Genomic DNA, 26,086 nt, shown 5'->3' with positions numbered 1-26,086 from the left:
CCGGGATGCCGCTCAGGAACATCGACGACCTGGAAAGGCTGAAGAAGATCAACGCCGCGCTGATCAGCCGCGTCGAGCGTTCCATGGACCAGCAAGGCAATGCCTTTTCGCTGTTCCAGACCGCCATTTCGCTCGAGAGCCGGGTGCGCAGCCGCACCGAAGAGCTGCATTCGACCTTGCGCCGGCTGGAGCAGTCGAACATCGACTTGAACGCAGCCAAGGAAAACGCCGAGCTGGCGAACCTGTCCAAGACCAGGTTCCTGGCGGCCGCCAGCCATGACGTGCTGCAGCCGCTGAACGCCGCGCATCTGTCGGTCTCGGCGCTTGCCGAAGTACAGACCAGCGAGGAAGGCAGAAAGCTGGTCCGCCAGGTCGAGCGATCGCTGGAGACTATGGAGGACCTGCTCCGCACCTTGCTCGACATTTCAAAGCTCGATGCCGGCGTCGTGCAGCCCGACATCACCGATGTCAGCCTGGAGACGCTGTTTTCGTCTCTGCGCTCGGATTTTCAGCCGGTTGCGGAGATGAAGGGGCTGACGCTGAAGTTCCGGCCGGTCAATGCGCTCGTTCGTTCGGACCGAACCTTGCTGCGCCGCATCCTGCAGAACATCCTGTCCAATGCACTGCGCTATACCCGCTCGGGCGGCGTGTTGGTCGGCACCAGGCATCGCGGCGACACGATCCGCATCGACGTCGCCGATACCGGCTGCGGCATCCCCGACGACCAGCGCGAGGCGGTATTCGAGGAATTCCATCGGGGCGTGATCCCGACGGATGCCGGGCTTGCCGCCGGCGGGCTGGGGTTGGGGCTGGCCATCGTGCGCCGCATCGCCGCGGCACTCGGCCATCCCGTCACGTTTTCGTCGAAGGTCGGACATGGCACGATTTTCCATATCGACGTTCCGGTCGGGATCGGCGACACGGCCGATCCAATCGCCAGCACCGTCGACATGGAGCGGCCGCGCGGCTACGGTCTGTTCGGCACAAGGGTGCTGCTGGTCGAGAACGACATCGACGTGCTGCAGGCGATGACCTCCCTGCTCGAGCGCTGGCAATGCCTGGTGCGCCCCGCCACCTCGACGGGTGACGCGCTCGACTTGCTTGGCGATACCGACTGGTTGCCAGATATTGTCATAGCCGACCAGCATCTCGACGGCGGCGACCTCGGCACCACCACAATCGCCGAGGTCCGTGATTATCTCGGCCGCGCCGTGCCGGCGCTGATCGTCACCGCCGATGGTTCGGAGACAGTCGCCAACGCCGCCCGCGCTGCCGGCATCGAACTGATGCGCAAACCGTTGAAGCCAGCGCAGCTAAGGGCGCTGCTGGCGCATCTGCTGGCTTGAACTGGTCGTATCTTCCCAGCACACGGGTCACCGAATTCCAGCCATTACTTGTGCCTAGGCGGTAATTCATATGAAGCAGATTCACTTCTTCGCGCTAAAGTAGACGAGGGAAAGCGGGAAAGCGGCTAACTGCTGCAGAGCAATCGCCGCGTGAATTGATCTGACTAGAGAGGCGCGGATTGCTTAGCTGGTGTCAGGAACGTGAGAGCCGTCGCTAGACTAGTCCGATTGCGGTGACACGAGTGCGGTCGACTACGGTGACAGTGCGCTTTTTAGCGAGCCCTCTCAAAACCCCGCCGGATCCCGAAAAAGCTCGGCATTGTCGAGCTTCGAGACCTCGATCACCGCCTGTGTGCGGCTGTAGACGTTGAGCTTGCGCAGGATTTCGGAGACATGCGCCTTGACTGTGGTCTCGCCGACCTGCAGTTCATAGGCGATCTGCTTGTTGAGCAGGCCCTGGCGCAGCATCTGCAGCACTTTGAGCTGCTGCGGCGTCAGCGTAGCCAGGCGCTGCACCATCTCGGCGCGGTCGGTGCTGTCGGCGTCGCGCGGCCGGCCTTCATAAGTCTCGGGAACATAGATCGCGCCTTCCATCACCGAGCGGATGGCGGCGGCAAGGTCGCTCTTGCGCGCCGATTTCGGGATGAAGCCGGCCGCACCGTAGGACAGCGCCTCGGAAATGATCTTCGGTTCCTCATAGCCGGAGACGATGACCACCGGCAGGCGCGGATACCGGGTCCTGAGCTGCAGCAGCCCTTCGAAGCCGTGCACGTCGGGCATGCTGAGATCGAGCAGCGCCAGGTCGAACGGCTTGGCATCCGTCAGAAGCTCGAGCGCCTCGGCAATCGAGCGCGCCTCCACCGTGTCGACCTCCGGATAGGCCATCTGCACGGCACTATGCAGCGCCTCGCGAAACAGCGGATGGTCGTCAATGATCAGGAACCTGGCGCGATCGGTCATCAGCTTCATTTCGGTTTGGTCTGGCCTAGAATAGTCCTGCAACCATGGCCAGCTTATTGGCAAATAGTACATTGCCATCTTGGCCGGCTAAAGCAGAATGTGCCCATGATTTCCGCGGCGCCATGCGGCAGATGTGGCCGTTCTGAAATGCAATGCCTTGCCCGGTGGCCCAAATCGGCCGAATGTGCCGGCGACAGATCCATTGAAACAGAGACAGGTCGTGACCGACATCCGGCTTCGCGTGACAGCCAGTGACCGCCGGCTTTCGCACTGTTGCCGGCCGCCACACGACGCTTCCCCGACGCCCGCCTTGTTCGCGGCCGCACCGATGGTATCGGCTGGTCTGGGGACGCGCTGGTATACGGGCTGGTTTCCTGGACAAAACGCAGCAAGCTGATGGTGCTGCCGTTCAAGCGCCGCTAGGCGCTCGATATCGTACTGGTAAGGAGCACCACCTTGCCGCCATCGCGCTTTGGGCGCGACTTTGCCCGCGATATCCAAGCTAGTCCACGATCTGGGCCGCGCCAAGCCAGAACCAACTGATCGCAGTCGCTGATCTTGAAGCTATACGATCCGGTTGGACCAATTTCAGCGTATTCCCGTTGAGCCCAACGCCCCCGAGGCTGACAGCACGTCGGCAATGACTTACGAAGCGTGTCCGTCTACGCGCTCGCCTGCGTTCGTTCCAACGCCTGGGACCGGGCGATTTCGTCCGGCCCCCAAAGATAGTGTCTGATGGTCGTTAGGCCGGCAACGCGCCGGACCTCTTGGCCGTCCAGGTGGCGATATAGTCCATCAGTCCTGGATTGAGGCAATCATAAGGTTCGAGCCCGATCGACTTCAGCTGTGACCTTATGCCGTCCATGCGGCTCGGATCGACACCGGACTCGATGATCGAAGAGACAAAGGCGGTGAAGCCCGGCGGCGACCAGCCGTCTTCCTGGAAGCGTTCCGGATGGATGAAGGACAGCCCCTTGAAAGCGTGGTCGCGCTCGACCGGGCCGTGCATGTGGACGCCGCAGCCGGTGCAGGCATGGCGCAGGATCAGCGCGCCCGGATCGACGATCTTCAGCTTGTCGCCGTTTTCGGTCACCGTCACGTCGTTTGTACCGGCAACCGCCACGACCGAGAACAGTGCGCCTTCCGGCTTCCAGCATTTGGTGCAGCCGCAGGCATGGTTATGGGCGATCTGGCCCTTGACCTTCACCTTGACCGGGTTGCTGGTGCAGGCGCAGACCAGCGTGCCGCCGGCAAAGTCGGCCTTTTCCCGTGGCAGTCCATTGTCGATTTTAGGATGCAGTTTTTCCGGCATTTTTGTCTCCTCCCGTGTTGAACATCTGCATTTTCGGCCGCTGGCTGGTTAGCCGGCGGCTTTCTCCTCCTCAGTAAACTACCACGCTCCTGATCGACTTGCCTTCATGCATCAGGTCAAAGCCCTTGTTGATGTCCTCGAGCTTCAGCGTGTGGGTGATCATCGGATCGATCTCGATCTTGCCGGCCATGTACCAGTCGACGATCTTCGGCACGTCGGTGCGGCCGCGCGCGCCGCCGAAGGCGGTGCCCATCCAGGTGCGGCCGGTGACCAGCTGGAACGGCCGCGTCGAGATCTCCTGGCCGGCGCCGGCAACGCCGATGATGACCGACTTGCCCCAGCCGCGATGCGACGCTTCTAGCGCCTGCCGCATGACTTTGGTGTTGCCGGTGCAGTCGAACGTGTAGTCGGCGCCGCCGATCTGGTCGGCGCCGCGCTTGGTCATGTTGACGAGATGAGCCACGACATCGCCGTCGATCTCCTTCGGATTGACGAAATGCGTCATGCCGAATTTCTCGCCCCATTCCTTCTTGTCGTTGTTCAGGTCGACGCCGATGATCATGTCGGCGCCGGCAAGGCGCAGGCCCTGGATGACGTTGAGGCCGATGCCGCCGAGGCCGAACACGACCGCCGTCGCGCCTTGCTCGACCTTGGCCGTGTTGATGACAGCACCGATGCCGGTGGTGACGCCGCAGCCGATGTAGCAGATCTTGTCGAACGGGGCGTCGGCATTGACCTTGGCCACCGCGATCTCGGGCAGCACGGTGAAGTTGGAGAAGGTCGAGCAGCCCATGTAGTGGAACAGCTTGTCCTTGCCGATCGAGAAGCGCGAGGTGCCGTCCGGCATCAAGCCCTGTCCCTGCGTGGCGCGGATGGCGGTGCACAGATTGGTCTTGCGCGACAGGCAGGACGGGCACTGCCGGCATTCCGGCGTGTAGAGCGGGATGACATGGTCACCCTTCCTGACCGAGGTGACGCCCTTGCCGACGTCGACGACGATGCCGGCGCCCTCATGGCCGAGGATCGCCGGAAACAGGCCTTCCGGGTCGGCGCCCGACAGCGTGAACTCGTCGGTGTGGCAGATGCCGGTTGCCTTGATCTCGACCAGCACCTCGCCATCACGGGGACCTTCGAGGTCGACCTCCATGATCTGCAGCGGCTTTCCGGCGGCAACGGCGACAGCGGCGCGCGTTTTCATCAGGCAATCCTCCCATGACGACCCATAGAGTTTCTCATTCCGCCATTGCTGCGGATGAGACCGCAACACGCTCATTCATCGCCGGATCCTCGAAAAGGCATAGGACTAAAGCAGACACGTAAGTCCACTTGCACGGCTTTGATAAATCTTGTGGCGTCCGCTAAGCTCATTGTGGGCACCTTGAATTCGCGCTGGTCCGGGAACAATCGGACTTTAGTGCAAGAATGGGCAGTTTTATCGATGACGAGCGCGGTGCCAGGCACTCTCGCGGCCTTTTTGTGCTTTTTTTTCCAGACCGCCAACGTTACAGGCGTGATGGCCCAAGAAGTGACCGGCAAGCAACCGGTCGCGGCCGACAGGCCGGAAAGAAAGATAACCGAAATCAGAATAGGTTATTTGCGGGCCTACGCGCCGCAACTGGCGCTTTCCCTGCTGGACCTGCCGCCACGCGACGAAGGTGTCGCCGGCGCCAATGTGGCGATCGGCGATAACAACACGACAGGAAAGTTCCTCAGCCAGAAATTCAGCCTCGACATAGCCGAGGTCAAGCCGGACGCGGACGCGGTTCAGGCGTTCAACGATCTGATTGCCAAAGGTGACCGCTATGTTGTCGCTGACCTCTCGGCCAGGCAATTGCTGTCGATCGCCGACATCGCCCGCGACAAGGGCGTTCTGGTCTTCAATGTCGGTGCCACAGACGACAGCCTGCGCGAGGAAGACTGCCGCATAAACATTTTCCATGTGGCGCCGACACGAAGCATGCTGGCTGACGCGCTGGCGCAGTATCTCGTGATAAAGAAATGGCCGAATTGGGTGCTGCTCTATGGTTCGCATGAGCGGGATTATCTCTATGCGGCCGCGTTGCGCCGCGCGGCGGCCCGCTTCGGCGGTCAGATCGTCGCCGAGAAGGAGTTCAAAGACACTGGCACGGCGCGCCGCACCGACACCGGCGCCACGCAGATACAGCAGCAGATTTCCGTGTTCACGCAGGATCTGCCGGAGCATGACGTGGTGCTTGTCGCCGATGAGAGCGAGGTGTTCGGAACCTATGTGCCCTACCGCACCTGGACACCGCGGCTGGTCGCTGGCACGGCCGGTCTTGTCGCATCGTCCTGGCATCCCGCGAGCGAGCAATGGGGTGGCATTCAAATGCAAAGCCGTTTCCTGAGGACGACCGGCCGGCGAATGCTGTCCAAGGATATGTCGGCCTGGACGGCGGTGCGGGCGGTGGGCGAAGCCAGCACGCGGACCAATGGCGACGATCCGAAGAAGATCAGCGACTACATCGGCTCGGACGATTTCTCGGTCGCCGCCTTCAAGGGACAGAAGCTGACCTTCCGCCAGTGGAACCATCAGCTTCGCCAGCCAATCCTGCTCGGCGACACCAAATCCGTGGTCTCGACATCGCCACAGGAGGGTTATCTCCACCAAATCTCCGAGCTCGATACGCTCGGCGTCGATCAGCCGGAAACGAAATGCGTCCTTAAGTAGAACCAATCGGGAGGAATTTTCGTGCAGAGACGAGCTTGCGCACTCGCCATCCTCGGCCTCATGGCCAATCCGGCGTGGGCTTACACCGTTTATGTCTCCAACGAGAAAGACAATACGATAACGGTCGTCGACACGGCGACGATGCAAGTGGTGAAGACCGTCGAAGTCGGCCAGAGGCCGCGCGGTATCACCATCTCGCATGACGGCAAGTTCATCTATTTGTGCGCTAGCGATGACGATACGATCGAAATCATCGATACCGCGACGCTGCAGATCGTTGGCACGCTGCCATCAGGCCCCGATCCCGAACTGTTCGTGCTTTCGCCCGACGGCAAGACGCTCTACGTCGCCAACGAGGACGACAATCTCGTCACCGCGATCAACGTCGAGAGCAAGCAGGTCATGACCGAGATTCCCGTTGGGGTGGAGCCTGAAGGCATGGCCGTCAGTCCCGATGGCAAAACCATGGTCAACACCTCCGAAACCACCAGCATGGCGCATTTCATCGACACCGACAGCCATGAGGTGACCGACAACGTCCTGGTCGACACGCGTCCGCGCTTTGCGCAATTCAAGCCCGACGGATCACAGATCTGGGTCAGTGCCGAAATCGGCGGTACCGTCAGCGTCATCGACAGTCTCAAACGCGAGGTGGTGAAGAAGATCCAGTTCGCGATTGCGGGACTGCGGCCCGAAACCATCCAGCCGGTCGGCATCGCAATCAGCGCGGACGGCAAGAAAGCCTATGTCGCGCTCGGCCCAGCGAACCACGTCGCCGTCATCAACACCGAAACCTACGAGGTGGAAAAATACATCCTGGTCGGCCAGCGCGTCTGGCATCTCGACTTCACCCCCGATCAGAAGACGCTGATCACCACCAACGGCAATTCCAACGACATCACATTCATCGACACGGCGACGGACGAGCCGGTTCAATCGGTTACGGTGGGCCAGCAGCCTTGGGGCGTGGCCATATCGCCCCACTAGACCGCAGCAATGATCAGGGAGGCCGACGTGATGAATATTTGCCGCGGGGATGTTGCAAGTGCACTAGATAACCAGCGCGCCCCGAAGGAGCCAGCGGCATGCAGCATGTGAGGACAAGCGGAGCTGGGGAGGAGGTGGCAGCGCTCGATGTTGCCGGCATCAGCCATTCCTATGGTCCGAAGCGAGCGCTCCACGACGTCTCATTCTCGATCGCGCCGGGAACTTTCACCGTTCTGCTCGGCCTCAATGGGGCCGGCAAGACAACTTTGTTCTCACTGATCAGCCATCTTTACGGCACCCGCCGCGGGTCGATCCGTATCTTCGGCCATGACGTCAGCCGCGCTTCGGGCGAAGCGCTCAGGCGTGTCGGCATCGTATTCCAGGCACGCACGCTCGACCTCGACCTCAGCGTCCACCAGAACCTCTCCTACCACGCCTCGCTGCATGGCATTGGCGGACACCAAGCCCGGCAGCGCATTGCCGCGCTGCTCGATACAGTCAACATGCAGGGCCGTCAGCATGACAAGGCACGCAGTCTTTCCGGCGGCCAAATGCGGCGCATCGAGATCGCGCGGGCGCTGCTCCACCGCCCTTCCCTGCTGCTGCTCGACGAGGCGACGGTCGGTCTCGACATCCAGTCGCGTGCGGGCATTTTGGCCACCATCCGCAAACTCGTCGAAACCGAGGGCATCGGTGTGCTGTGGGCGACGCATCTGATCGATGAGGTCGAAGACGGCGACCATGTGGTCATGCTGCGGCAGGGCGACCTGGTTGCCAAGGGTAAGGTCGCCGATGTCGTTGCGACGAGCGGTGCCAGTTCGATCCGCGACGCCTTTTCCAGGCTCAACCGCATCGAAACAAGCGGCATCGCGGAGATGTCACCATGAGCGCTCCCGCAATGCCCGCAAAAGTCGCCGCCCTCACGCCGGTGAAGTTCGAACAGTTTGGGCTCCACCACTACCTCGTTTGCCTCAAAGGGATCGTCGTGCGGGAGTGCCTGCGCTTCCTGCATCAGCGCGAGCGCTTTATATCCTCGCTGGTTCGGCCGCTCGTCTGGCTGTTCATTTTTGCCGCCGGATTCCGGCAGGTGCTCGGCGTATCGATCATCCCGCCCTACAAGACCTACGTGCTCTACGAGGTCTACATCACGCCGGGCCTGTGCGGCATGATTCTGCTGTTTTCGGGCATGCAGTCTTCGCTGTCGATGGTCTATGATCGCGAAATGGGCAACATGCGCACCCTGCTGGTCAGCCCCTTCCCGCGTTGGTTTTTACTGATCTCGAAGATGCTCGCCGGTGTCGCCGTGTCGATCGCGCAGGTTTACGCGTTCCTGATCGTTGCCTGGTTCTGGGGCGTCAAGGCGCCGCCGCTTGGCTATCTCACCGTGCTGCCGGCGCTGTTCCTGTCAGGCATGATGCTGTGCGCGCTCGGCATGCTTCTGTCCTCAATGATCAAGCAGCTCGAAAACTTCGCTGGCATCATGAACTTCGTCATCTTTCCCGGCTATTTCGCTTCTCCGGCACTCTATCCCTTGTGGCGTATCCAGGAGGCTAGCCCCCTGCTCTACAAAATCTGCCTCGCCAATCCATTTACTTACGCCGTCGAACTGATCCGCTTCGCCTTCTACGGCCAGGTTGACTGGCTGTCGCTGGGCGTCGTTGCCGGCTGCACGCTGCTGTTCCTTGCCGCCGCCATCATCGCCTACGACCCTTCGCGCGGCCTGATGACCCGCAAACAGGACACGGGAGGAAATGCCTGATGGCGCGAATGATCAATGTTCGCGGTCTGGCTCTGGTCGCCATGCTCGCGCCGGGCGTCAACGCCATGGCAGCCAACCCCGATCCAGACTGGCCTTGCATGCAGCGAAAGGTGCCGCAACTCTCGCTCGGCCAGATCTGGAGCGGACCGGACCTTCCTTCAGCCGCGAAGGACTGGTCGAAGGACCCCACCATCTCCGCCCTGATCGAGGAAGTGGCAGCTCGCCGGATGCCGATTGCGGAAGCTCAAAAGAAGATCAGGGATTTCGCGGCCTCCTTGCCGGCCGAGCAACTTGCACCCAAAATGGCGATGATGGTGCAAGGCATGTTCGACCACCTGGACGCCGAGCGCTCCCAGGTGATCTCCGGCATTTCCCGCTACGCCCACAAGCAGCTCGAAATGGCCGCCGCGTTGCGCAAGGAAGCGTCCGATGTCGATGCATTGCGGGCAAAGCCGGATGCAGATCCCGACGAGATCGATCGGCGAACCGAACAGCTGAAATTCGCAACGCGAATTTTCAATGAACGCGTCCAATCACTGACCTACGTCTGTGAAGTGCCGACGATAATCGAGCAGCGGCTTTATCAATTGTCCAAGGCCGTCTCGGAAACGCTCGCCGCGAAGAAATAGAACCTCATTCGATCTTCGCGGCGGATATCACGATCCACGGCCGGGCAGCACGCGCCAGCGCTGAACGAAATAACCGGGATGCGTCTCGATCCACTGGGCTACCAGCGATTGCGCCTGCATGAAGGCGGTCCCGGGATTCATCGCCAGGCCGTCCACCATCTGTTCGCGTTGTTCACAGGTCTGCGGCACATCCGTCAGGCAGACCATCATAACGAGCGTGTAGAGCATTACCCCTTGTCCCCATCGATTCCCGAACCCCATGCCCGGGAGTTTCCGTGATACCGACCAGTTTGCAGGGATCGCACATACGGATCACTTACGGGTGTGAAAGGAACGTGGCCCCCGCTCTTTCGCGCCGCAATATAACATGGCACTAATCTAACGCCAATGACCGCAGGGCTCGGTCGCGGACGCACGCGCATCGAAGATGCGCGTCCGGCTGTGCCAGTGCCAAAAAATGTGAACTCCTGGAACGCGCTCTCGCATGGGCTCGACCGAAACAGGAATATCATTGTTGTCGACCTCAGACCGGCAGTCCGTTCTGCTTTCGCAGGCTCTTGTCGAATGCGGATGCGGGGACGAAACGGCGCAGGAAACTGACCTGGCGCGCCATTTTTCCAGCCGCATAGCGCCCCTTCGGAGCGGGATCGGTCGCAGCCGCCAAAACGGTCCTGGCCACCACTTCCGGCGTATCGCCTTTTTCCATCGCTTTCCGCACAGCTGCATTCATGCCAGCGCGAGCAGAGTCATAGATGTCAAGCAACTGATCCGGCCTGGCGAGATTTTCTTCAAATGAGGTGCGGGTATAGGCGGGCTCCACCAACACGACGCGAATTCCGAAAGTACGCAGTTCGTGGTCGAGCGATTCGGAGTAGCCCTCAACGGCATGCTTGGTCGACGAATAAAGCGCGAAATAGGGAGCTGGAATAAACCCCTGCACCGAGCTCAAATTGACGATTCTGCCCTTGCCTTGGCGGCGCATTGTCGGCAACACCGCTTTGGTTACTCGCATAACGCCAAAGACGTTCACGTCAAACAACGACTTGGCCTGGGCCATCGAGGACTCCTCCGCGCCACCAAGCAGGCCAACGCCGGCATTATTGACAAGCAGGTCGATGCGCCCGGTCTCGGCCAGCACGTCCTGGACAAGTTTCGCCACGGACGTGTCATCGGTCACGTCACAGGCCAGCATGGTAACGCCATCGGATCGGTCGACGACCGCGCGACGGCTGGTTCCGAACACGCGAAAGCCCGCGTTCTGCAGGGCTTTGGCCGTTGTGTGCCCGATACCGCTTGATGCCCCCGTCACCAGGGCGACGCCTAGATTGGTCTTGTTCATGGAGGTCACTTCTTTCTTCGTTTTGGATTGGCGTGGGAGAAGCACGACAGGTCGGAGCGAAAGGCGTCAATCATGAGCGCCTCCGGTACACGCGCCGGCCAGATCATCCGTCCAGCGCCGGAACAGCGCGCTGGCATTAACGCCTCCGAAGCCGAAGCCATTGGAGATTGCATAGCCCATCGCCATCGGCCGGGCCCGGTTTGCGACGAAGTCGATCCCGTCGCCGGCCGGATCGGGAGCGCTCAGATTGAGGGTCGGCGGTGCCATCTGATCCCTGAGCGCCAGGATTGCGAAGATTGCTCCGAGCCCGCCGGCGGCTCCGAGCAGGTGTCCGGTCGCCGATTTCGTTGCACTGACAGCTATCGCGAAATCGCGCCCGAACACGCTCTTGATCGCTTCGATCTCACCCAGGTCGCCCAGCGGCGTGGAGGTCGCATGGGCATTGAGATGACGAACCTCGCGGGGCGAAATCCCTGCTTGGGCGATTGCGATCTCCATGGCCCGGCGCGCACCGTCGCCGTCCTCGGGACCGGAGGTGACGTGATGAGCATCCGCCGTCGTGCCGTAGCCGACAAGCTCGGCCAGCGGTCTTGCGCCGCGCGCCAGCGCGTGGCTCAATTCCTCGATGACCAGCATGCCGGCTCCTTCGCCCATGACGAAGCCGTCCCGCGACTTGTCGAACGGTCGGGAGGCCTCATCAGGACGGTGATTAAAGGACGTCGAAAGAGAGCGTGCCGCCGCAAACCCACCGAGGCTGACAAGATTCATGCATGCTTCCGTCCCGCCGCACACGGCAATATCGGCCTCGTTGGCGCGGATTAGGCGAGCCGCATCGCCGATCGCCTGAATGCCGGCCGCGCACGCCGTTACGGGTGCACCGAGCGGACCTTTGAAGCCATAGCGGATCGAGACGTGGCCTGCCGCGAGGTTCACCAGGAAGGACGGCACCGTAAAAGGTGATAGACGGCGGACGCCGCGCCGGTCGACCGTGCGCACCGCCTCGGTTATGGCCGGGAACCCGCCGACGCCCGAGGCGATGATCGTGGCCGTGCGCAAGCGATCCGCTTCCGAGACGGGGGCCCATCTTGCTTGGGCGAGCGCCTCTTGTGCCGCGGCCAGCGCAAAGAGAATGAACCGGTCTACCTTGCGCTGATCCTTCGGCGGAAGGATGGCTTCCGGATCGAAACCAGCGTCCGGATCTTGTTCTGTGGAGGGCACCACCCCGCCGACCTTCGCCGGCAGGTCGCACACCACATCATCCGCAAGCCTCCGGATGCCCGAGCGGCCGGCCAGGAGACGCGACCAGGACGTTTCAACATCGGCAGCAAGGGGCGTAACCGCTCCCATGCCCGTAACAACAATCCGTCGCATCTATTTTCCTGTCAGTTTGGGCGCGCCGCAGGCGCCGCGACGCCGTTCAAGTGCCGGCTGATTCACGAACTTGATTGGCCGCCGCATCCAGAAAGGCCCGCGCGAGGTCAGGATCGTTGATGACGCGCGATAACATCAGCGCACCGACCATCGTCGAGAGAATGGCCATGGCCCTGCCATCGAACTCCCCGTCACTGGTCTCAGCAATGAAACGGCCGAGGATCTCGAGATGCTCCTTGATCCCGGCTTCGAACGGCGCTTTCACGTCCTTGCCCTGTCTGGCGGCATCCGAGCCGAGCGCCACGATCGGGCAGCCGTCCATCTTTTCTCCGCGATGGTCCATACTGAGGTAGAACGCGATCACCGCGCCAAGCGGATCATCAGGGTTTGCCGCGGTCGCGGCCGACCATCGACGGGTGGCGCTCTCCATCGCCCGCCTGGACGCCTGCGCCGCCAGGTCGTCCTTGGATGCGAACTGCTTGTAAAACGCGCCTTGGGTCAGTCCGGCACCCTTCATCAGATCCTTAAGGCCGATACCATCAAAGCCGCGCTCCCGAAAAAGGCGACTTGCCACGTTGATTACGGTTTCTCGGTTTTCCGCTGCCTGAGTACGACTTACGCGCATTGTTGACCTCTTTTTTAGATTGCGTTCGTAATCTATAGCCTATATAGAGTTCGAACGCAATCTAAAAAGGAGATACGAAATGATCCGCAAACCTTGAGCGCATCGCTCCTGGCCGCGCTGTTTCTTGCGGCCCCGGCTTTTGCCGAGGAGGCCACCATCGGACGCCCGATCGAAGCCGGCAGCCTGCACGAGGGACACCTTGACATGGTGGTCTACTATGTCCCGGTCGACGGCGACCTCCTGGAGGTCACCGCCACCTTCGCGCTGAAGACCGGGGGCGATCCGCTGCGCGTCGTCATGGGCCTCGCCGACGACGACTCCGTGGCATTTTCCATGCCGGGCCACCAGGACTCGCTCTACGCGTTCTCAAGGTCCGGGGATGAGGTGACGGTCTCGACCGAGACTGACATGCATCTGCGAGCCGACGCGACAATACGCTGAGCCGAAGTTCAGACCGCAGCCGGCGTGCTGCTGGCCGTGGGCTCTCGCGTCCGCTCGGCTCGCCACACGGTGCCTCGATCACGCCATCGAATAAGCTTGAGGAGAGGTCAAATGCTATACAGTTATTTTGTCGAGAAATCGATCCGAGAGAGCTTCGACCACGTCAACAACCATCGCTGGGATGAGGCGGTGAAGGCACTCGCGCTGCATGTCCATCACCGCGTTTCCGGCGCCCACGCACTTGGTGGTGAGCGCCGCGACAAAGAAGCCATGCGCCGCTGGTTTGAGCGCCTCGGCCGCGTCCTGCCCAATCTCCATCTCACGGTCAACCACATCTGGGTGAAGGGCTGGCCGTGGCATACTACCGTGTTTGCCCAGTGGGACGGCACCGCAACGCTGCTCAATGGCGACGCGTCGTACGTCAACCGTGGTCTACACGTGTTCACCCTGCGGTGGGGCAGAGTCTATGCACTTGAGGAATTTTACGATTCACAAGCAGCGGCCCGCGGTCTTGCCGCCCAAGCGGCAGCTGGCCTAGAAGAAGCTGTCGCCGAACCAATTGTAGGCTAGCAGACGCTCAGTCAGAGCCCACCCGTTCCGTGAACGCGGGGGCGCTACCGCGTGGGCCAGCGCTTGGAGGGCGGTCGCCTCGGCTCCGCAAATGCGTGCCACCAGCGATGCCTGCCTATCCTCGGCTCGTGGACGTCGGTCCGGAGATCACAGCCGATCAGCCGCTGATACACACCATCGTTTATCTGAAGCGTTTGCCTGGACCGCGCGCCCTAACTCGCGCGACCTCTACTGTTCAGTCCTCGTGCGGATAGAGCTTGCCGAACAGTGGCAGGTACATCGCGCCCTTGCGCATCAGAAAATCGTGGAAGGTCGCCATCGCCGGCGAGATCGCGTGATCGCTGCGCATCACCGAAAACCATTGCCGGCGGATCGGCATGCCGACGACGTCGAGGATGACCAGCCGGCCGGCTTCGGTTTCGGAAGCGATGGTGTGGGCAGAGATGAACGCAATGCCGAGCCCGGCCATCACCGCCTGCTTGATGGTCTCGTTCGAGCCCATCTCGACGCCGAGATCGTCGATGCGGCCGGGCACGTCGCTCAAAAATATTTCCAGTGAGATGCGCGTTCCGGAGCCGGGCTCGCGAATGAGGAAATGCTCCTCGGCGATCCGCTCCTTGGAAATGTCGCGTGCCGACGCCAGCGGGTGGTCGGGCGGTGCGATGATGACCAGCGGGTGATCGCCGAAGACCGAAGCACGCACCGGGACTTCCTTCGCCGGGCGTCCCATCAGCGCGAGATCGATGTCGTGGTTCTTCAGATTATCGATCGTCTCGGCGCGGTTGCCGATGGCAAGCCGCATGTCGATATCGGGATGTTCCTTCATGAAGGCGGCCATCAGCCGCGGTGCGAAATATTTGGCCGTGGAAACGACGCCGAGCCGCAAGCTGCCGGCGCGCACGCCCTTGATCGCATCCATCTTGTCTTCGAGCAGACGAAGCCGCTCCTCGATGGCCTGTGCCGTCTCGACGAAGGCCAGACCTGCGGCAGTGGGACGCATGCCGTCCGACGTCCGGTCGAACAAGGCCAGCTGGAACTCTTCCTCAACTTGCCGCAACTGAATCGTCACCGCTGGAGGAGACAGGCCTAACACTTTGGCCGCACTGACAATTCTCCCGTGGGCGACGATTGCCTGAACGGTCTTGAACTGCTTGAGCGTGAGATTTCTCATACAGCATACTAAAATTTTTTAAGTGCCTGAGTAAAGTTATTGAATTTTACTTATCCAGCGTCGTTTGTTCTCCTTTCCCAATCCGGCCGACCGAGGAGAGGCGGCTGGATCGGGAGGTTACGATGCCAGCGGCAACGCTCGACGCTTTTCTGAACTCCTATCTTGGCGAGCCGGACGAACTGCGCTCCGCCGTCGTAGCGACCATCCGTCAGCTGACGCAGGCGGCCACCACGATCCGCAACACCATCAATCAAGGGGTGCTCGGCACGGCCTTTGCGGGAACCCGCGGCGCCAATGCTGACGGCGACATCCAGAAGGATCTCGATGTCTTCGCCGATGACATCTTCCTCAACGCCATGCGCCACGCTCCGATCGCGCTTTACGCTTCCGAGGAACTGGAGCAGCCGGTGCTGCTCGACAGGCAAGCGCCTCTTGCCATCGCCATCGACCCGCTCGACGGCTCATCCAACATCGACACCAACGTGTCGATCGGAACGGTCTTCTCGCTCCTCCCTGCAATTGGTGCGCCGGATGGGAATCCGGCCGCCTCCTTTTTGCAGGCAGGCGTGAACCAGCTGGGCGCCGGTTTCTTCATCTACGGCCCGCAGCTGGCGCTGGTTCTGTCGCTCGGCAGCGGCACGCATATCTTCGTTCTCTCGACCAGGCTCGGCACCTTCGTCCAGGCCTACGAGAGCCGGATCATCCCACAGCGAACCCAGGAGTTCGCCATCAACGCCGCCAACTACCGGCATTGGGACGAGGCGGTGCGGCTCTACATCGACGACTGCCTCGAAGGTACCGAAGGCCCACGCGAGAAGGACTTCAACATGCGCTGGATCGCCTCCCTGGTCGCGGACTGCTACCGCATATTGATGCGCGGCGGCGTATTCCTGTATCCAGGCGACAAGCGCAAGACTTACCGCCAGGGGCGACTGCGCCTCGTCTATGAGGCAAACCCGATCGCCTATCTCGTCGAACAGGCGGGCGGTGCCGCCACCGATACGATCACCCGCATCCTCGAAATCGAACCAGAGAACCTGCACCAGCGCGTGCCCATGGTTTTCGGATCGGCGCGCGAAGTCGCGCGCATCACCCGCTACCACACCGAACCGAGCGCCATCGGCGAGCGCGCGCCGCTGTTCAGCCGCCGCGGCCTTTTCAGGGCCTGAAGACCATGTCGGCAAAGCACCCCATCATTACCATCACCGGGTCGTCGGGCGCAGGCACTACCTCTGTCAAGCGCATCTTCGAACTGATCTTCCGGCGCGAGAACATCGGCGCCGCCTTCATCGAAGGCGATGCTTTCCATCGCTACGACCGCGCCACGATGAAGGCGAAGGTGGCCGAGGAGGAAAAGGCGGGCAATCCGAACTTCACCCACTTCCACGCCGAGGCCAATGAACTGGCAATCCTCGAAGAGGTATTCGAGGAATATGGCCGCCGGGGAACCGGAAAGACCCGCACATACATCCATGATGAGGATGAGGAGAAGCAGTACGGCACGCCGCCGGGACATTTCACCGAATGGCGCGAATTTCCGCCGAGCGACCTGCTCTTCTACGAGGGCCTGCATGGCTGCGTCGTCACCGACAAGATCAACCTGGCCAGGCACGCGGATCTCAAGATCGGCGTGGTGCCGGTCATAAATCTCGAATGGATCCAGAAGATCCATCGCGACCGCGCAACGCGCGGCTATTCCACCGAGGCGGTGATGGACGTGATCCTGCGCCGCATGCCGGACTATGTCCGCTACATCGTCCCGCAGTTTTCGCAGACCGCCATCAACTTCCAGCGCGTGCCGATCGTCGACACGTCCAATCCATTCATCGCGCGCTGGATACCGACGCCCGACGAATCGATGCTGGTTATCCGCTTCGCCAATCCCCGCGGCATCGATTTCCCCTACCTGCTTTCGATGATCCACGACTCGTTCATGTCGCGGCCGAATTCCATAGTGGTGCCCGGCAACAAGCTCGACCTTGCCATGCAGCTGATCCTGACGCCGCTCATCCTGCAATTGATCGAACGCAAGAACCGTGTGTCGTGAGGAGGACGCCATGAACAGCCAGGCAGCAGCACTGAAGCCCGTCGCCGCCGTCTCGGAGCGCGACATGGCCAACGCCATTCGCGCACTGGCGATGGACAGCGTCCAAAAGGCCAATTCCGGTCATCCGGGCATGCCGATGGGCATGGCCGATGTCGCAACGGTGCTGTTCAGCCGCTTCATCAATATCGATCCGTCGGCCCCCAACTGGCCCGATCGTGACCGCTTCGTGCTCTCGGCCGGGCACGGCTCGATGCTGCAGTATGCGCTGCATTACCTGCTAGGCTTTGAAGACATGCCTATCGAAGAATTGCAGCGGTTTCGCCAGCTGGGCAGCCGCACCGCCGGACATCCGGAATATGGCCATGCGCTTGGCATCGAGACGACGACCGGCCCGCTTGGACAAGGCATTTCGACCGCTGTCGGCATGGCGCTGGCGGAGCGCATGCTTGCGGCCCGCCACGGCGCCGATCTCGTCGACCATTTCACCTACGCGATCGCCGGCGACGGCTGCCTGCAGGAAGGCATCAGCCACGAGGCGATCGATCTTGCCGGTCACCTGAAGCTCTCCCGGCTGATCGTCTTTTGGGACGACAATGCGATCTCGATCGACGGGCCCACTTCCCTGTCGACATCGATGGACCAGCCGGCGCGGTTCAAAGCCGCTGGATGGCATGTCCAGTCGGTGAACGGCCACGACACCGAAACCGTTGCGGCGGCAATCGAAGCGGCGCAGCAATCGGACCAGCCGTCTCTGATCGCCTGCCGCACGGTGATCGGCAAGGGAGCGCCCAATCTGGGCGGTTCGGAAAAGACGCATGGCGCGCCGCTGGGCGATGCGGAGATCGCCGCGACGCGCGAAAACATCGGCTGGGCCTTCGCGCCGTTCGAGGTGCCGGACGATATCCTTTTCGCCTGGCGCGAGATTGCCGGCCGCGGTCAAGCGGCACGCCGCGCCTGGGAGCAGCGGCTTGCCGCCTCGCCGCGGCGCCAGGCCTTCGAGGGCGCGGTCGCCGGCGCCCTGCCCGACGCGGTCTTCGAAGCGCTCGGCGCCTTCCGCAAGGAACATGTCGGGAAGGCCACCAAGGTTGCAACGCGAAAAGCCTCGGAAATGGCACTCGCTGCGATCAATGGCGCAACCGAACTGACCGTCGGCGGCTCCGCCGATCTGACGCATTCGAACCTGACGATCACCAAGGGTATGAACCGCATCGCGCCGGGTGACTACGCCGGCCGCTACATCCACTACGGAATCCGCGAGCACGGCATGGCCGCAGCCATGAACGGCATCGCACTGCATGGCGGCTTCGTGCCTTATGGCGGCACGTTCCTGTGCTTCGCCGACTACGCGCGCGGCGCGATGCGGCTCTCGGCGCTCATGGGCCAGCGCGTCATCTATGTGATGACGCATGATTCCATTGGTCTCGGCGAGGACGGCCCGACCCACCAGCCGGTCGAGCACCTGGCGATGCTGCGGGCGACGCCAAACCTCAACGTCTTCCGTCCGGCCGACATCATCGAAACGGCGGAGTGCTGGGAACTGGCGCTGAGAAGCGAGAAGCGGCCAAGCGTGCTGGTGCTCTCGCGCCAGAACCTGCCGATGCTGCGCCAAGCACCTAGCGACGAGCCACACAGCGACGAGAACCGGTCGAGCCGGGGCGCCTACATCCTGCGCGAGCCAGCCGGGCACCGCGCGGTGACGCTGATCGCCACCGGCTCGGAGGTCGAAATCGCGGTTGCCGCCGCCCTACGGCTGGAGACCGAGCACGGCGTCGCCGCCGCGATTGTCTCGATGCCGTGCTGGGAGCTTTTCGAGGAGCAGGACGCCGGCACCCGCAAGGCCGTCCTCGGCTCGGCGCCCCGCATTGCCATCGAAGCCGCAGCACGGCTCGGCTGGGACCGCTGGATCGGCGACACCGGCACTTTCGTCGGCATGGCCGGTTTCGGCGCCAGCGCCCCTGCCCCGGACCTTTACCGGCATTTCGACATCACGCCCGAAGCCGTCGCGGCAGCGGCGCTGAAGCTCATCATCTAGGAGGACGACCATGGCCCGCATCACCCTTCGCCAGCTTCTCGACCATGCCGCCGAGCACGGCTACGGGGTGCCGGCATTCAACATCAACAACATGGAACAGGGCCTCGCCATCATGGAGGCCGCCAGGGCCTGCGATGCGCCGGTTATCATCCAGGCCTCGCGCGGCGCCCGTTCCTATGCCAATGACATCATGCTGGCCAAGATGATGGAGGCGTTGACCGAAATCCATCCGGCCGTTCCGCTATGCATCCATCAGGATCACGGCAACAACGAGGCCACCTGCCTGTCGGCGATCCGCCACGGCTTCACCTCGGTGATGATGGACGGATCGCTGATGGCGGATGCCAAGACACCGGCGAGCTACGATTACAACGTCGCCATCACCGAACGTGTCGCACGCATGGCACATTGGGTCGGCGCTTCGGTCGAAGGCGAGCTCGGCGTGCTCGGCTCGCTGGAAACCGGCCAGGGCGAGGCCGAGGACGGGCACGGCGCCGAAGGTGCGCTTTCCCATGACCAGCTTTTGACCGATCCCGATCAGGCGGTCGACTTCGTGACCGCCACCCGGGTCGACGCGCTGGCGATCGCCTGCGGTACCTCGCACGGCGCCTATAAATTCAGCCGCAAGCCTGACGGCGGTATGCTGGCCATGCAGGTGATCGAGGCGATCCACGAAAAGCTGCCCAACACGCATCTGGTCATGCACGGGTCTTCCTCCGTGCCGCAGGAACTGCAGGACATCATCAACAACTATGGCGGCGAGATGCCCCAGACCTTTGGCGTCCCGGTCGAGGAAATCGAGCGCGGCATCCGCTACGGCGTGCGCAAGGTCAACATCGACACCGATTGCCGAATGGCCATGGCCGGGCAGTTCCGCCGCGTTGCGACGGAGGACCCGCGCGAATTCGATCCGCGTAAATTCCTGAAACCCGCCATGGACGCCCTGCGCGACCTTTGCCGCGATCGCTTCGAACGCTTCGGCACCGCAGGCCACGCGTCGAAGATCAGGGTGATCGCCATGGATGAGATGGCGAAACGTTACGCCACAGGAAAGCTCGACCCCCAAATCGCAACCGCGAAAGCCGCCTGAACGGCAAACAGGAGACCTGCCATGAACAAGATCGACATGCCCTCAGCAGGCACGCTCAAGGAGGGCAAGGAACGCTACAGGTCGGGCGTCATCCCCTACAAGAAGATGGGCTACTGGGAGCCGGACTACCGGCCCAAGGAGACCGACCTGATCGCCATGTTTCGGATCACGCCGCAGCCCGGCGTCGACCACGAGGAGGCGGCCGCCGCCATCGCCGGTGAATCCTCTACCGCGACATGGACCGTGGTGTGGACCGACAGGCTGACCGCCTGCGAGCTCTACCGCGCCAAGGCATTCAAATCCGAGCCGGTCCCGAACACAGGTCCAGGCACCAGGATCGAGCAACAGTACTTCGCCTATATCGCCTACGACCTCGACCTGTTCGAGCCCGGCTCCATCGCCAACCTGACTGCATCGATCATCGGCAACGTGTTCGGCTTCAAGGCCGTCAAGGCCTTGCGGCTCGAGGACATGCGCATCCCGGTGGCTTACCTCAAGACCTTCCAGGGCCCGGCGACCGGCATCGTGGTGGAACGCGAGCGGCTCGACAAGTTCGGCCGGCCGCTGCTCGGCGCGACGACGAAGCCGAAACTTGGCCTGTCCGGCCGCAACTACGGCCGCGTCGTCTACGAGGCGCTGAAGGGTGGCCTCGACTTCGTCAAGGACGACGAGAACATCAACTCACAGCCCTTCATGCATTGGCGCGACCGTTTCCTCTACTGCATGGAGGCAGTGAACAAGGCGTCGGCCGCCACCGGCGAAGTCAAGGGCCATTATCTCAACGTCACCGCCGGCACGATGGAGGAGATGTACGAGCGCGCCGAATTTGCAAAACAGCTTGGCTCCTGCATCGTCATGATCGACCTCGTCATCGGTTACACGGCGATCCAGTCGATGGCCAAGTGGGCACGCCGCAACGACATGATCCTGCACCTCCACCGGGCCGGCAACTCGACCTATTCGCGCCAGAAGAACCACGGCATGAATTTTCGCGTCATCTGCAAATGGATGCGGATGGCCGGCGTCGATCACATCCATGCCGGCACGGTGGTCGGCAAGCTGGAAGGCGACCCGCTTATGATCAAGGGGTTTTATGACACGCTGCGCGAGGAGCGCACGCCGCAGAACCTCGAAACCGGGCTGTTCTTCGATCAGGACTGGGCCTCGCTCAACAAGGTGATGCCCGTCGCCTCCGGTGGCATCCATGCCGGCCAGATGCACCAGTTGATCCATTATCTCGGCGAGGACGTCATCCTGCAGTTCGGCGGCGGCACGATCGGCCATCCGGACGGCATCCAGGCCGGCGCGACGGCCAATCGCGTCGCGTTGGAGGCGATGATCCTCGCCCGCAACGAGGGCCGCGACTATCTGCGCGAAGGGACCAAAATCCTCGAACAGGCGGCCAGATGGTGCACGCCGCTCAAGGCGGCCCTGGAGACGTGGAAGGACGTCACCTTCAACTACGAATCGACCGACACGGCCGACTTTGTGCCAACCGCAACGCCGAGCTTCTAGACGAAAGGAACCGTCGCCATGATGACCAATCCCGGAAACAAGGTCACGCAGGGACAGTTTTCGTTCCTGCCCGAGCTAACCGATGAGCAGATTTCGGCGCAGATCAAATACGCACTGAAAAACCACTGGGCGGTCAGCGTCGAGTACACGGACGATCCACACCCGCGAAACACCTATTGGGAAATGTACGGCAACCCGATGTTCGACCTGAGGGACCCGGCGGGCATCCTGCTTGAAGTCAACAATTGCCGGAAAGCTATGCCCAACATGTATGTCCGGGTCACCGCCTTCGATTCGACCAAGGGCTGGGAAGCACCGCGCATGTCATTCATCGTCAACCGGCCACCCAATGAACCCGGGTTCCGGCTGCTGCGCCAAGAGCGTGACGGCCGCAGTCAGGGCTATTCGATCGTGCCTTATGCGACCGATAGGCCCGAAGGCGAACGGAGCTAGGCGAACCATGCTGGACGCGATAGCAAAGAGCGCTGCCGCGCAGGGCGAATCGGTTGATCTACAGGCCGAGTTCGAGGCGTCCAACATCGACGAGGTGATGGACAAGCTCGACCGCGAACTCGTCGGCCTGAAGCCCATCAAGAACCGCATCCGCGAGATCGCTGCGCTGCTCCTGGTCGACCGGCTTCGCCGTAAGTTCGGGCTGATCTCTGGCGCACCGACGCTGCACATGAACTTTACGGGAAATCCCGGTACCGGAAAGACCACCGTGGCGCTCAGAATGGCCGAAATCCTGCATCGTCTTGGCTATGTCCGCGAAGGGCATATGGTCGCGGTGACGCGCGACGATCTCGTCGGCCAGTATGTGGGCCACACCGCGCCCAAAACCCGCGAAGTGATCAAGCGCGCCATGGGAGGGGTGCTTTTCATCGACGAGGCCTACTATCTCTACAAGCCCGAGAACGAACGCGACTACGGCCAGGAATCGATCGAAATCCTGCTGCAGTGCATGGAAAACAACCGTGACGATCTGGTTGTGATTCTTGCCGGCTACAAGGACAAGATGGACCGCTTCTTCGACAGCAATCCCGGCATGCGCTCGCGCATCGCCCACCACCTCGACTTTCCCGACTACGGCGTCAGCGAACTCAAATCGATCGCCGAGATCATGCTGGCGGAACAGAATTACCGGCTCAGCGAGGCGGCGTCCAAGGCGCTCGAAGAGTATCTCCCGATCCGCATGCGGCTGCCGCATTTCTCCAATGCCCGCTCCGTTCGCAATAGCCTCGACCGGGCGCGGCTTCGCCAGGCCAGCCGGCTTTTCGCGTCGCGCGACCGGGCGTTGACGAAAATCGATCTTATCACCATCGAGGAATCCGATATTCGCGGCAGCCGCGTGTTCGCGGAAGGTAAGCTCGAAGGCGAACCGGAGACGAAGGCGCGCTGACAAGATGACGGCGGTTGGTGTGCAGCGACCGGAAACGGACGACAGAATGGGAGCCGACGACCATGGATACCAAGACAATCATCGCGCCCTCGGTGCTTTCCGCGGACTTCTCGCGGCTCGGCGACGAGGTCGAAGCGGTCGTCCGGGCGGGTGCCGATTGGATCCATCTCGATGTGATGGATGGCCATTTCGTGCCCAACCTCACCTTCGGTCCGCCGGTGGTCAAGGCGATCCGTAATCGAACGGACAAGGTGTTCGACTGCCACCTGATGATCGCGCCGGCCGACGCCTATCTCGGCGCCTTCGCCGATGCCGGCTGCGACATCATTACGGTGCATGCCGAGGCCGGACCGCATCTCGACCGTTCGCTGCAGGCAATCAGAAATCTCGGCAAGAAGGCCGGCGTGTCGCTGAACCCGTCAACGCCGGAAAGCGTCATCGAATATGTACTTGACCGGCTCGATCTGGTGCTTCTGATGACGGTCAATCCGGGCTTCGGCGGCCAGGCCTTCATTGCGGCGGTCGTCGATAAGGTCAGGCGGGTCAAGGCGCTGGTCGGCCATCGTCCGATCGACATAGAGATCGACGGCGGCGTCACGCCCGAAACCGCTCCGCTGGTCACCGCGGCCGGTGCCAATGTGCTGGTCGCCGGCTCGGCCATCTTTAAGGGCGGCACCGAGGCTGCCTATCGCGCCAATATCGGCACCATCAGGCAGGCGGCCGACGGGGCGATCCGGAAAGCGGCGTAAACCATTTCATCGGAGGAAATCTTGGCGGCAATCCCACCTGTCTGCGATTTCGGCTGGCAAGCCACTGATGCCGTTTTGCCCGGCGTCGACGGCACATCGCATTCGATCTTAAGCCACGCCGGCCCGAACGGGCTGGTGGTGGCCTTCATCTGCAACCACTGCCCCTATGTGAAGGCGGTGATTTCACGCATGGTGCGCGACGCCAATGACCTCAAGGCCGAAGGCATCGGCTTTGTCGCGATCAACTCCAACGATGCCGACGCCTATCCAGATGATTCCTTCGACAACATGAAGCTCTTTGCCAGGACGAACGGCTTCACTTTCCCCTATCTCCATGACGAGCACCAGACGGTGGCGAGTGCCTATGGAGCCGTTTGCACCCCGGATTTCTTCGGGCTCAACAGCGAGTTGACGCTGCAATATCGCGGCCGGCTGGACGCGTCGCGACGCGACGCCGAATTGCCCGGGCTGAGACGCGACCTGTTCGAGGCGATGAAGCAAGTTGCCCGAACCGGCGACGGACCGCTTGACCAGATCGCTTCGATCGGCTGTTCGATCAAGTGGAAGGGTGCCGCATGAACGTCGCCGCAGGCAGGCCGTTTCGCTCGCCCAAGGCGATCCTGTTCGATCTCGACGGCACACTGGTCGATTCGGCGCCTGATATAGCGGCCGCCGTCAACGAATTGCTGGCCGGACGCGATCTGCCGCCGCTGCGGCTGGATCAGGTCAAGGCCATGATCGGCGGCGGCATCAGGAAACTGGTCGAACGAGCCTTCGCGGCTTCCGGCACGCCGCTCCTCGGCAGCGCGCTCGATGAGGCCAACCGCGTCATGGCGCCGATCTATCGCAGGCATCTGACCGGCCGCACGAGGCTGATGCCTGGCGTCAGGGAGGTTCTCACGCACTTGCATTTGAGCGGAATAGCCATGGCCGTGGTGACCAACAAGCCGCAGCTGGCAGCTCGCGAAATCCTGCTGCATTTTCGGCTGACGGACTATCTCGGCGCGATCGTCGGCGGAGACGCGGTGACATACTTGAAGCCGGCGCCAGACGCGCTGTTGCTGGCGCTCGACCTGCTTCAGGTCGAACCTCGTGACACGCTGATGGTCGGAGACAGTAGCGCCGACGTGGCCGCCGCCCGCGCCGCCGGCATGGCCGTCATTCTGCTGCGTGGCGGATACAGCCAAATTCCCGTTGAAGAGCTTTGCGCCGACCTCGTTTGCGACAGCCTGTTCGATCTGCCGTCAGCGATGCAGAGGCTGCAAGACGCTGCGTGACCCATGCGCAAAGCCGAGCCAACGCCGGCCGAGCGCAGTCCAACGGCCGGCGGTACCGCGTTATTTTGAGAATTGCTTCAGATAAGCAATGACGTTGGCGATGTCCTCGTCTTTCTTGAGGCCGACAAACGCCATCTTGGTTCCTTTGACCATCGCCTTGGGATCGCGAAGGTAGGTCGTCAGCGTGGCCTCATCCCATTTGACGCCGGACTTGCCGGCCTCGGTCATGGCCTTGGAATAGCTGAACCCCGGATGCGTCCCGGCCGTTCGGCCGATAACGCCGTTCAAGGACGGACCGACCTTGTTCTGGTCCTTGTCTGCGACGTGGCAGACCTTGCATTTGGCGAAGACCTTCTCACCCGCCGCGGCATCCTGTGCCTGAGACTGGGTAGTGACAAAGGTGGCGACGGACACGGCGGCGAAAAATGCGACTGCGCGCATGGCATTTCCTCATTGATCGTGTGAGTGCCCGGGACACTTTACGCGTGTCGATGCCTTGATCGCCGGCATTCGTTTTAAAGCGGGAGAGCGAACTATTCGTCCTTCCTCCCCGGACTGGCAGCACCTGCACGCCTCGAAAAGCTAGACTGCCGATGAAGGAAGTCAATCGTACAAAGGTCCTGTTTCGTTTCCCGACTGCGCGAAGGGAGGTGTGTAGCGACACGCGGTCCACATCATTGACGCCTGTTGGCCGAACGCGTAGCCTCACTCCAACCGGTTTGCTGTTTGGGCACCTTCAGGAATCCGCGCAACTCCAAAGCACGAACTCTGGAGAGTT

Annotated in this window: 27 protein-coding genes; 18 read left to right on the top strand and 9 right to left on the bottom strand. The window is 61.9% G+C overall.

Features of this window, described 5'->3' with window-relative positions; genetic code table 11:
• Window positions 1-5: 5 nt before the first annotated feature.
• The gene (locus NKI59_RS21025) at window positions 6-1,346 is read left to right on the top strand and encodes an ATP-binding response regulator (RefSeq protein WP_352622892.1); all 1,341 of its coding nucleotides are present in this window, start codon (window positions 6-8) and stop codon (window positions 1,344-1,346) included.
• 285 nt (window positions 1,347-1,631) lie between these two features.
• Here the strand turns inward: NKI59_RS21025 and NKI59_RS21020 are convergent, their stop codons facing one another.
• From NKI59_RS21020 to NKI59_RS21010, 3 genes are all read right to left on the bottom strand, one after another.
• The gene (locus NKI59_RS21020) at window positions 1,632-2,315 is read right to left on the bottom strand and encodes a response regulator (protein ID WP_352622893.1); all 684 of its coding nucleotides are present in this window, start codon (window positions 2,313-2,315) and stop codon (window positions 1,632-1,634) included.
• A 733-nt stretch (window positions 2,316-3,048) separates the two neighbouring features.
• Window positions 3,049-3,618: an S-(hydroxymethyl)glutathione synthase gene (gene gfa / locus NKI59_RS21015; protein WP_352451333.1), complete on the bottom strand. Its 570-nt coding sequence runs from the start codon at window positions 3,616-3,618 to the stop codon at window positions 3,049-3,051.
• Between the two features lie 70 nt (window positions 3,619-3,688).
• The gene (locus NKI59_RS21010; RefSeq protein WP_352541895.1) at window positions 3,689-4,816 is read right to left on the bottom strand and encodes an S-(hydroxymethyl)glutathione dehydrogenase/class III alcohol dehydrogenase; all 1,128 of its coding nucleotides are present in this window, start codon (window positions 4,814-4,816) and stop codon (window positions 3,689-3,691) included.
• 315 nt (window positions 4,817-5,131) lie between these two features.
• Between NKI59_RS21010 and NKI59_RS21005 the strand changes: the two genes are divergently transcribed.
• The 5 genes from NKI59_RS21005 (at window position 5,132) to NKI59_RS20985 (ending at window position 9,682) form a co-directional block, all read left to right on the top strand.
• Window positions 5,132-6,307, top strand: coding sequence for a lanthanide ABC transporter ABC transporter substrate-binding protein PedA1 (locus NKI59_RS21005; protein WP_352706555.1), 1,176 nt, complete (start codon window positions 5,132-5,134; stop codon window positions 6,305-6,307).
• A 21-nt stretch (window positions 6,308-6,328) separates the two neighbouring features.
• Window positions 6,329-7,294, top strand: a complete 966-nt coding sequence (locus NKI59_RS21000) for a YVTN family beta-propeller repeat protein (protein ID WP_352706519.1) — start codon at window positions 6,329-6,331, stop codon at window positions 7,292-7,294.
• Between the two features lie 98 nt (window positions 7,295-7,392).
• Window positions 7,393-8,181, top strand: coding sequence for a lanthanide ABC transporter ATP-binding protein PedB/LutE (locus NKI59_RS20995; protein ID WP_352706517.1), 789 nt, complete (start codon window positions 7,393-7,395; stop codon window positions 8,179-8,181).
• Between the two features lie 11 nt (window positions 8,182-8,192).
• Complete coding sequence (locus NKI59_RS20990; RefSeq protein ID WP_352458846.1) at window positions 8,193-9,053, top strand: lanthanide ABC transporter permease protein PedC; 861 nt, start codon at window positions 8,193-8,195, stop codon at window positions 9,051-9,053.
• Window positions 9,053-9,682, top strand: a complete 630-nt coding sequence (locus NKI59_RS20985) for a hypothetical protein (RefSeq protein WP_352706515.1) — start codon at window positions 9,053-9,055, stop codon at window positions 9,680-9,682. Before NKI59_RS20990 ends, NKI59_RS20985 begins: the two co-directional genes overlap by 1 nt.
• A gap of 27 nt (window positions 9,683-9,709) precedes the next feature.
• Here the strand turns inward: NKI59_RS20985 and NKI59_RS20980 are convergent, their stop codons facing one another.
• The 4 genes from NKI59_RS20980 to NKI59_RS20965 form a co-directional block, all read right to left on the bottom strand.
• On the bottom strand, window positions 9,710-9,910 hold the full coding sequence (locus NKI59_RS20980) for a hypothetical protein (RefSeq protein ID WP_023678847.1): 201 nt from the start codon (window positions 9,908-9,910) through the stop codon (window positions 9,710-9,712).
• A gap of 295 nt (window positions 9,911-10,205) precedes the next feature.
• On the bottom strand, window positions 10,206-11,021 hold the full coding sequence (locus NKI59_RS20975; RefSeq protein WP_352622896.1) for an oxidoreductase: 816 nt from the start codon (window positions 11,019-11,021) through the stop codon (window positions 10,206-10,208).
• 66 nt (window positions 11,022-11,087) lie between these two features.
• Window positions 11,088-12,392 carry a beta-ketoacyl-ACP synthase II gene (fabF, locus tag NKI59_RS20970; RefSeq protein ID WP_352706512.1) on the bottom strand — a complete coding sequence of 435 codons (1,305 nt, stop codon included), beginning with the start codon at window positions 12,390-12,392 and terminating at the stop codon, window positions 11,088-11,090.
• Between the two features lie 46 nt (window positions 12,393-12,438).
• Window positions 12,439-13,017 carry a TetR/AcrR family transcriptional regulator gene (locus tag NKI59_RS20965; RefSeq protein ID WP_352706510.1) on the bottom strand — a complete coding sequence of 193 codons (579 nt, stop codon included), beginning with the start codon at window positions 13,015-13,017 and terminating at the stop codon, window positions 12,439-12,441.
• Between the two features lie 93 nt (window positions 13,018-13,110).
• Between NKI59_RS20965 and NKI59_RS20960 the strand changes: the two genes are divergently transcribed.
• Both NKI59_RS20960 and NKI59_RS20955 read left to right on the top strand, forming a co-directional pair.
• A complete protein-coding gene (locus NKI59_RS20960; RefSeq protein ID WP_352706508.1) occupies window positions 13,111-13,458 on the top strand; it encodes a hypothetical protein in 348 nt (115 codons plus the stop codon).
• A gap of 111 nt (window positions 13,459-13,569) precedes the next feature.
• Window positions 13,570-14,028, top strand: coding sequence for a nuclear transport factor 2 family protein (locus NKI59_RS20955; protein ID WP_352637977.1), 459 nt, complete (start codon window positions 13,570-13,572; stop codon window positions 14,026-14,028).
• Between the two features lie 235 nt (window positions 14,029-14,263).
• Here NKI59_RS20955 and NKI59_RS20950 read toward each other — a convergent pair whose 3' ends face one another.
• Window positions 14,264-15,199: a LysR family transcriptional regulator gene (locus tag NKI59_RS20950; RefSeq protein ID WP_352706505.1), complete on the bottom strand. Its 936-nt coding sequence runs from the start codon at window positions 15,197-15,199 to the stop codon at window positions 14,264-14,266.
• A 122-nt stretch (window positions 15,200-15,321) separates the two neighbouring features.
• On the opposite strand from NKI59_RS20950, the gene NKI59_RS20945 reads away from it, so the two are divergent.
• The 10 genes from NKI59_RS20945 (at window position 15,322) to gph (ending at window position 25,308) form a co-directional block, all read left to right on the top strand.
• Window positions 15,322-16,368, top strand: coding sequence for a class 1 fructose-bisphosphatase (locus NKI59_RS20945; protein WP_352622902.1), 1,047 nt, complete (start codon window positions 15,322-15,324; stop codon window positions 16,366-16,368).
• A gap of 5 nt (window positions 16,369-16,373) precedes the next feature.
• The gene (locus NKI59_RS20940) at window positions 16,374-17,246 is read left to right on the top strand and encodes a phosphoribulokinase (RefSeq protein ID WP_023678839.1); all 873 of its coding nucleotides are present in this window, start codon (window positions 16,374-16,376) and stop codon (window positions 17,244-17,246) included.
• A 10-nt stretch (window positions 17,247-17,256) separates the two neighbouring features.
• Window positions 17,257-19,278 carry a transketolase gene (gene tkt / locus NKI59_RS20935; RefSeq protein WP_352706502.1) on the top strand — a complete coding sequence of 674 codons (2,022 nt, stop codon included), beginning with the start codon at window positions 17,257-17,259 and terminating at the stop codon, window positions 19,276-19,278.
• Window positions 19,279-19,288: 10 nt separating this feature from the next.
• Window positions 19,289-20,368: a class II fructose-bisphosphate aldolase gene (gene fba / locus NKI59_RS20930; protein ID WP_352706500.1), complete on the top strand. Its 1,080-nt coding sequence runs from the start codon at window positions 19,289-19,291 to the stop codon at window positions 20,366-20,368.
• A 21-nt stretch (window positions 20,369-20,389) separates the two neighbouring features.
• Window positions 20,390-21,883 (top strand): ribulose-bisphosphate carboxylase large subunit, encoded by a 1,494-nt coding sequence (locus tag NKI59_RS20925; RefSeq protein ID WP_376705236.1) that lies wholly within the window; start codon window positions 20,390-20,392, stop codon window positions 21,881-21,883.
• Between the two features lie 18 nt (window positions 21,884-21,901).
• Complete coding sequence (locus NKI59_RS20920; protein WP_023678835.1) at window positions 21,902-22,336, top strand: ribulose bisphosphate carboxylase small subunit; 435 nt, start codon at window positions 21,902-21,904, stop codon at window positions 22,334-22,336.
• Between the two features lie 7 nt (window positions 22,337-22,343).
• Entirely contained in the window at window positions 22,344-23,282 is a 939-nt protein-coding gene (gene cbbX, locus NKI59_RS20915) for a CbbX protein (protein ID WP_352706498.1), read from the top strand.
• A 62-nt stretch (window positions 23,283-23,344) separates the two neighbouring features.
• Entirely contained in the window at window positions 23,345-24,031 is a 687-nt protein-coding gene (gene rpe / locus NKI59_RS20910) for a ribulose-phosphate 3-epimerase (protein WP_352637987.1), read from the top strand.
• Window positions 24,032-24,052: 21 nt separating this feature from the next.
• Complete coding sequence (locus NKI59_RS20905) at window positions 24,053-24,610, top strand: thioredoxin family protein (protein ID WP_352706496.1); 558 nt, start codon at window positions 24,053-24,055, stop codon at window positions 24,608-24,610.
• Window positions 24,607-25,308 (top strand): phosphoglycolate phosphatase, encoded by a 702-nt coding sequence (gene gph / locus NKI59_RS20900; protein ID WP_352706494.1) that lies wholly within the window; start codon window positions 24,607-24,609, stop codon window positions 25,306-25,308. The genes NKI59_RS20905 and gph overlap by 4 nt, the downstream gene beginning before the upstream one ends.
• 60 nt (window positions 25,309-25,368) lie before the next feature.
• Here gph and NKI59_RS20895 read toward each other — a convergent pair whose 3' ends face one another.
• Window positions 25,369-25,749, bottom strand: a complete 381-nt coding sequence (locus NKI59_RS20895) for a c-type cytochrome (RefSeq protein ID WP_352450669.1) — start codon at window positions 25,747-25,749, stop codon at window positions 25,369-25,371.
• Window positions 25,750-26,086 lie beyond the last annotated feature (337 nt).

It is taken from the genome of Mesorhizobium sp. M0598, from assembly GCF_040320865.1.
Lineage (GTDB): Bacteria > Pseudomonadota > Alphaproteobacteria > Rhizobiales > Rhizobiaceae > Mesorhizobium.
The sequence above is the reverse complement of the archived record's forward strand: the minus strand, read 5'-3'. Positions and strand labels throughout refer to the sequence as shown.

Excerpts from the sequence above, each read along its gene's own strand:
- NKI59_RS21025 (WP_352622892.1), top strand. The coding sequence starts at position 6 with ATGCCGCTCAGGAACATCGACGACCTGGAAAGGCTGAAGAAGATCAAC.
- NKI59_RS21020 (WP_352622893.1), bottom strand. The coding sequence starts at position 2,315 with ATGAAGCTGATGACCGATCGCGCCAGGTTCCTGATCATTGACGACCAT.
- gfa (WP_352451333.1), bottom strand. The coding sequence starts at position 3,618 with ATGCCGGAAAAACTGCATCCTAAAATCGACAATGGACTGCCACGGGAA.
- NKI59_RS21010 (WP_352541895.1), bottom strand. The coding sequence starts at position 4,816 with ATGAAAACGCGCGCCGCTGTCGCCGTTGCCGCCGGAAAGCCGCTGCAG.
- NKI59_RS21005 (WP_352706555.1), top strand. The coding sequence starts at position 5,132 with ATGGCCCAAGAAGTGACCGGCAAGCAACCGGTCGCGGCCGACAGGCCG.
- NKI59_RS20995 (WP_352706517.1), top strand. The coding sequence starts at position 7,393 with ATGCAGCATGTGAGGACAAGCGGAGCTGGGGAGGAGGTGGCAGCGCTC.
- NKI59_RS20990 (WP_352458846.1), top strand. The coding sequence starts at position 8,193 with ATGCCCGCAAAAGTCGCCGCCCTCACGCCGGTGAAGTTCGAACAGTTT.
- NKI59_RS20985 (WP_352706515.1), top strand. The coding sequence starts at position 9,053 with ATGGCGCGAATGATCAATGTTCGCGGTCTGGCTCTGGTCGCCATGCTC.
- NKI59_RS20980 (WP_023678847.1), bottom strand. The coding sequence starts at position 9,910 with ATGCTCTACACGCTCGTTATGATGGTCTGCCTGACGGATGTGCCGCAG.
- NKI59_RS20975 (WP_352622896.1), bottom strand. The coding sequence starts at position 11,021 with ATGAACAAGACCAATCTAGGCGTCGCCCTGGTGACGGGGGCATCAAGC.
- fabF (WP_352706512.1), bottom strand. The coding sequence starts at position 12,392 with ATGCGACGGATTGTTGTTACGGGCATGGGAGCGGTTACGCCCCTTGCT.
- NKI59_RS20965 (WP_352706510.1), bottom strand. The coding sequence starts at position 13,017 with ATGCGCGTAAGTCGTACTCAGGCAGCGGAAAACCGAGAAACCGTAATC.
- NKI59_RS20955 (WP_352637977.1), top strand. The coding sequence starts at position 13,570 with ATGCTATACAGTTATTTTGTCGAGAAATCGATCCGAGAGAGCTTCGAC.
- NKI59_RS20950 (WP_352706505.1), bottom strand. The coding sequence starts at position 15,199 with ATGAGAAATCTCACGCTCAAGCAGTTCAAGACCGTTCAGGCAATCGTC.
- NKI59_RS20945 (WP_352622902.1), top strand. The coding sequence starts at position 15,322 with ATGCCAGCGGCAACGCTCGACGCTTTTCTGAACTCCTATCTTGGCGAG.
- NKI59_RS20940 (WP_023678839.1), top strand. The coding sequence starts at position 16,374 with ATGTCGGCAAAGCACCCCATCATTACCATCACCGGGTCGTCGGGCGCA.
- tkt (WP_352706502.1), top strand. The coding sequence starts at position 17,257 with ATGAACAGCCAGGCAGCAGCACTGAAGCCCGTCGCCGCCGTCTCGGAG.
- fba (WP_352706500.1), top strand. The coding sequence starts at position 19,289 with ATGGCCCGCATCACCCTTCGCCAGCTTCTCGACCATGCCGCCGAGCAC.
- NKI59_RS20925 (WP_376705236.1), top strand. The coding sequence starts at position 20,390 with ATGAACAAGATCGACATGCCCTCAGCAGGCACGCTCAAGGAGGGCAAG.
- NKI59_RS20920 (WP_023678835.1), top strand. The coding sequence starts at position 21,902 with ATGATGACCAATCCCGGAAACAAGGTCACGCAGGGACAGTTTTCGTTC.
- cbbX (WP_352706498.1), top strand. The coding sequence starts at position 22,344 with ATGCTGGACGCGATAGCAAAGAGCGCTGCCGCGCAGGGCGAATCGGTT.
- rpe (WP_352637987.1), top strand. The coding sequence starts at position 23,345 with ATGGATACCAAGACAATCATCGCGCCCTCGGTGCTTTCCGCGGACTTC.
- gph (WP_352706494.1), top strand. The coding sequence starts at position 24,607 with ATGAACGTCGCCGCAGGCAGGCCGTTTCGCTCGCCCAAGGCGATCCTG.
- NKI59_RS20895 (WP_352450669.1), bottom strand. The coding sequence starts at position 25,749 with ATGCGCGCAGTCGCATTTTTCGCCGCCGTGTCCGTCGCCACCTTTGTC.